Consider the following 4496-nt stretch of genomic DNA (forward strand, 5'->3'; position numbering starts at 1 on the left):
GCAGAACTATCCACCAAACGATGGTGCGGTTCAGGATACTAGGGTCGGATACTCTTCGATGGACTCCTTTGTTCGTGACTACGGTGACCATCTCGATCGACTCGGCAAAGTTGACGGTGATTATTTAGCCGTGATGCCCGACGGTGCACCCGCACCCTTTGAGGACCGATCACTTCCGATCTACAACCTGACCCAGCCCTACCATCAGTACGTGCTCTCCGGGTCACTACCAGACGGCTGGACTCTCGAAATCTCAGAAGTGGCGCCAGCCTTTGGCCGCGAGGGCGGTGGACTGCAAGTACTCATAATGGATTCCGAGGGCGAGAAGGTCACCATTGCTGGTCTCAAGGAGGCGGGCATCATCAAATGAGCGATTCGGCAGAGCTTTCCGTAGAGCTGCTCGACTGGGCACGTCGTGCGGGATACACGTTGACCGCTGCTGACCGCGAGGGTGTCCTCACGTTGTGGTCTGATCCCGGGGGTGAGGTGCGGTACTACTTGCGTCGGCGGGAAGACGGCTGGTACTTGCTGACCCGATCAAGCCGCGATAGTGACGAGCAGTTCGTCCTCGCCGCAGTTTCACGCGAAATTCTTGAGCGATTCCTATACGGCGTCTTCGGAACCGTCATACGTGATGACCACAAGCTCCCTTTTTTGCAGAAGCCCTGGAATCCGGCGGACGTGGCTAGCGGATATTCGCTCAGCGAGATGTCCGAAGGCGGTTACCGGACGCTGTCCCGGATGGACTCGGGTCCGGTCGCTGTCGCTCGCGAAAAGACGATCAGCCTCATGAACCTGGTACCGCTCTCGCACTTCCTCAAACTCAGCATCTCCGAGCTCGAAGCATCCTATTTGAGCGACAGCGGTGGCCCCCTGTTGTCTGGCAGGAGTTATACCTCGCGGAATAGCTGACCGACTGTGCCGTGCTACTAGAGAACGGCGTACTCGATTGACGGGCACTGAGATGGCCGATTCGACTAGTGCGTTCGCGGACGCAACGCTGACGAACGCGATCGATGCGCTGGAATGACTCCCTACGATGAGCCACAGATAGCGGGCGGCCGCTTGCACTTCCGCAATGGCTATCAAGAAGGACTGGAGAAGGGCTGGACGAATTGGGAGGCCACGGGCGAGTGGTCGGCGTACATCGTCAAGCAAGTGACGAACGGAACATTCGACGTCCTGTTCCAACGATTGCCTGAACGGTCGAGCGCGCGAACTGAGTCCCTGAGGGCTTCCTTCTCACGTCCGGAAGACGCGACTAAGTTCGTCATCGTGAACGTACTCGACTCGGCGCGCAGCCGTCACGGGCTTGACTCGCTCTTCGTGATGTTCCGAGCAATCGGACTCGATCAGCGCGTCGCAAAGGTCGCTCCCGATGAGGCCTCGGAAGCGAAGGTGCTTGCTCTGCTCCCTCCGGATAAGGAGGAACTCGTGAAGAACCACCTTCGCAAGTTCGTCCTGAAGGACGATCCGCTGACGAGCGCCGTCGGTTTTCCAGGCGTCGAGCCCTACCTGAACGTCTTGCCAATGACGTACCGGGAAGTCGACTCGGCGCTGACCGCTGGAATGCCGCCGCCAATCCTCGAGTGTCTTGGTGGCCGCGACTCTCGGTTGTAATTCCGAATGGATTCGGCGACGAATAAGGATAGAGAGCTACCAGAGAACGGTGTACACGATTGACGGCACCTCGCATCAGTGACGGGCTGCTGAACTTTGCTTCCGATGCTGGCTTCAGCTTGACGACCAGTGACGTTTCGGGAGCTGCAGTGTTCTGGACCGATCCGGGTGGTGCGATGAGATTCTATGTTCGAGCCGCCGTTGATTTTGGGTACACCCTCACATCTGCAGAACGTGCGCTGGCTGAGCAATTTGAGTTGTTTGGTGCATCGATGACGGTCATCGAACGGTACCTATTCGGCGTTTTCGGCTCCGCTGTTCGGTCAAGGCACCGTCTTCCACGTCTCATCCTTCCGATAAAACAAGAGGAACTCGCCCTTGGCTACCTGCTCCATGACGTGGACTCTGAAGGATATCGATCCTTGAACGACTCTCGGGGTTTGGTTGCCAAGGCAAGGGGGAGAGTCAGCAGTGTTTCGGTGCTCATCAAGCTCTCGCGCCTGCTCTCCAATTCGCCGTCGGCCATTCAATCTTCATTCGAAGATCCCGAGGGACGCCCACTCTTCGCCGTGCGATGAGCACGTGGTTGACTCGGCCCAGCGAGAGGCCTCAAGAGAACCAGGGCGAAACCGGCTTTACGGCTTGCCGTACGACCCAAAATCGCGACCCCACTGCCTCATGATCCGCTGGGAATATTCGAACGAAGCGGCGGCTCACGCAGTTGGCGTCGATCGTTCGGCGAGTAGGAAATGTCGGCAGCGCACCCAGTGAATTTGGTGGACAGTGAGATTGAGATGACGGGGCGCGAGTATGGACGATTCCGACCTCAATGGGGCGATCGTCGCGGCCATAGGGCAAACCGCGGCACCTCACGTCGACAAGGCACGGCTAATTGCGCTCTACGGCGAGGTGGAAGGCGGCCAGATCACTGCCGCGGTTCTTGCGCTGGTACAAGAGGCCAATGCGATGCAGATCGGGTGGGGCGACCTGACCTTGGTGCAGGGCGTCAATGACACCATGGCGCGTTTCCGCAAGCTGCACCCAGATCTTTCAGTCGAGGCATTGCGCGAGATCGGCAGGTGCGTTGGTTGGAATTGGCGCTAAACGATTCGACAGAGCTTTCCGAGGGGCTGCAGACCTTTGCGCAGCGGCATCGTCGTCAATCCCGCCGGACCGTCGGCATCCTTCTCGACTGCCGAAATCTGGGGGTGAACGAGCAAGTCGCGTTGGCGTAGCCTACGACGGCACCTGCGCGGCCTGCGCCGCCCGCTGCTGAGCCACAAAGCGAATAGACATGCGCTGCAACAGACCTGGCGCAAGCCGTGAGAACAGCCAGGCCTGCCGGGCCTGCCGCGGCCACACCAGGAGCGCCTTGTTGCGCTCGATGGCCTTCAGGGTGTCGCGAGCCAGCTCGTCTGCGGAGGAGAACCTGGGGCTGCGTTGGCCCATCCGGTAGAAGTCGCGGCCGACGAAGCTCCCGATCGCACCCTTGTCCAGGATCGGCGTCTCGACGGCGGTCGGACACACCGCCAGCACGCCAACGCCCCGGCCCGCGGCCTCCGAGCGCAGCGCGAGCGAAAGGCCAACCACCGCATGCTTGCTCATCACGTAGCTGGTGATCTGACCCGCCGCCGCAAGCCCCGCCATCGACGCGGTGTTGACGATGTGTCCGTGCCCCTGCCGCACCATCAGCGGGTAGGCCGCCGCGACCCCATGCACGACGCCGCGGATGTTGACGTCGATGATGGCGTTCCACTGAGCGAGCGTCAGCAGTTCGGTGTCGCCGCCCCAGGTGATGCCCGCGTTGTTGAACATCAGGTCGAGGCGCCCGGCGCGGCCCACCACCTCGTCGACGCACGCCTGCACAGCCCCGGCGTCGGTCACGTCCAACCGCGTGGATCGGGCACCCAGCGGATCGGTGGTGCGCGCCGCGGCGTCGCCGTCGACGTCGGTGCACACCACCTCGGCTCCCGCGTTGACCAACGCCCGGCACAGCGCGGCGCCGATGCCCGAACCGGCGCCCGTCACGATCGCCTGCTTGCCGGCGAACGTCATGACTCCGAGGTCCCCGCCATCAATCGCTGCAGCCGACCCATCACATCCGGGTAGCGCTTCATGTGGGCTCCGCCGTTGAGGTCGAGCACCTCACCGGTGAGCCACTTGGCCTTCGTCATGAACACGACGGCCTCGGCGATGTCCTCGGGGGTGCCGGTGCGGCCCAATGCGGTGTTCTCCGCGTACTCCTCGACGGTCCCTGGGACCATCGCCGCGCCCTCGGTGAGCGGCGTGAGCACGAAGCCGGGCGCGACGGCGTTGACGCGGATGCCCCGGGAGGCGAACTCCAACGCGGCGACCTGCGTCAGCATCGACAACCCCGCCTTGGCCGCGCAGTACGCGCTCATCCCGGCAGCGGGCTGGCGACCGTTCAGCGACGAGATCCACACCAGCGCACCGTCGTCGCGCAGCGCTCTGCCCGCGTACTTGGCGACGATCAACGACCCCGTCAGGCACACGTCGACGACGGAGCGGAACTGGTCGACCGGCATGTCGACGATGAGGGAGATGTTGCTGAAACCCGCGGTGGTCACCACGACGTCCAGCGGACCCGACTGTTCGAACAGCGCTGCCACCGAGTCCTCGTCGACGACGTTCACCCTCGCCGACGTGTGGGGAGCGCCCAGTTCCTCGGCTCTGGCGGCGGCACTCTCGCCGTTCAGGTCGGCGATGGTGACCCGGTGACCCTCGGCGGCCAGCGCCTTGGCCGTGGCCCAACCGATCCCCGACGCGCCGCCGATGACGAGCGCTACGCCCGCGCTGCCGGTCTCCGCCACTGTGCCTCCAGAGTCGCTCTTGAACTGACGGCGCAACTGTAAGAC

7 protein-coding genes are annotated in these 4496 nt (G+C 62.5%); 5 read left to right on the top strand and 2 right to left on the bottom strand.

Annotated elements, in window-relative coordinates; genetic code table 11:
- From ACRDUX_RS06320 to ACRDUX_RS06340, 5 genes are all read left to right on the top strand, one after another.
- Positions 1-370: glycohydrolase toxin TNT-related protein (locus tag ACRDUX_RS06320; RefSeq protein ID WP_526412067.1), on the top strand; the 370-nt coding region annotated here is incomplete at its 5' end.
- A complete protein-coding gene (locus ACRDUX_RS06325; RefSeq protein ID WP_526412069.1) occupies positions 367-912 on the top strand; it encodes an Imm61 family immunity protein in 546 nt (181 codons plus the stop codon). The genes ACRDUX_RS06320 and ACRDUX_RS06325, both read left to right, overlap by 4 nt.
- Before the next feature lie 363 nt (positions 913-1275).
- Entirely contained in the window at positions 1276-1620 is a 345-nt protein-coding gene (locus ACRDUX_RS06330) for a hypothetical protein (RefSeq protein WP_526412071.1), read from the top strand.
- A gap of 59 nt (positions 1621-1679) precedes the next feature.
- On the top strand, positions 1680-2198 hold the full coding sequence (locus tag ACRDUX_RS06335; RefSeq protein ID WP_526412073.1) for an Imm61 family immunity protein: 519 nt from the start codon (positions 1680-1682) through the stop codon (positions 2196-2198).
- Positions 2199-2430: 232 nt separating this feature from the next.
- Positions 2431-2724, top strand: coding sequence for a hypothetical protein (locus ACRDUX_RS06340; RefSeq protein WP_526412075.1), 294 nt, complete (start codon positions 2431-2433; stop codon positions 2722-2724).
- Positions 2725-2856: 132 nt separating this feature from the next.
- On the opposite strand, the gene ACRDUX_RS06345 is transcribed toward ACRDUX_RS06340, so the two are convergent.
- Positions 2857-3675: an SDR family NAD(P)-dependent oxidoreductase gene (locus tag ACRDUX_RS06345; protein WP_526412077.1), complete on the bottom strand. Its 819-nt coding sequence runs from the start codon at positions 3673-3675 to the stop codon at positions 2857-2859.
- Positions 3672-4451 carry an SDR family NAD(P)-dependent oxidoreductase gene (locus ACRDUX_RS06350; RefSeq protein ID WP_526412079.1) on the bottom strand — a complete coding sequence of 260 codons (780 nt, stop codon included), beginning with the start codon at positions 4449-4451 and terminating at the stop codon, positions 3672-3674. Before ACRDUX_RS06350 ends, ACRDUX_RS06345 begins: the two co-directional genes overlap by 4 nt.
- Positions 4452-4496 lie beyond the last annotated feature (45 nt).

The sequence above is a fragment of the Mycobacterium sp. genome (assembly GCF_050701675.1).
Classification (GTDB): Bacteria; Actinomycetota; Actinomycetes; order Mycobacteriales; family Mycobacteriaceae; genus Mycobacterium.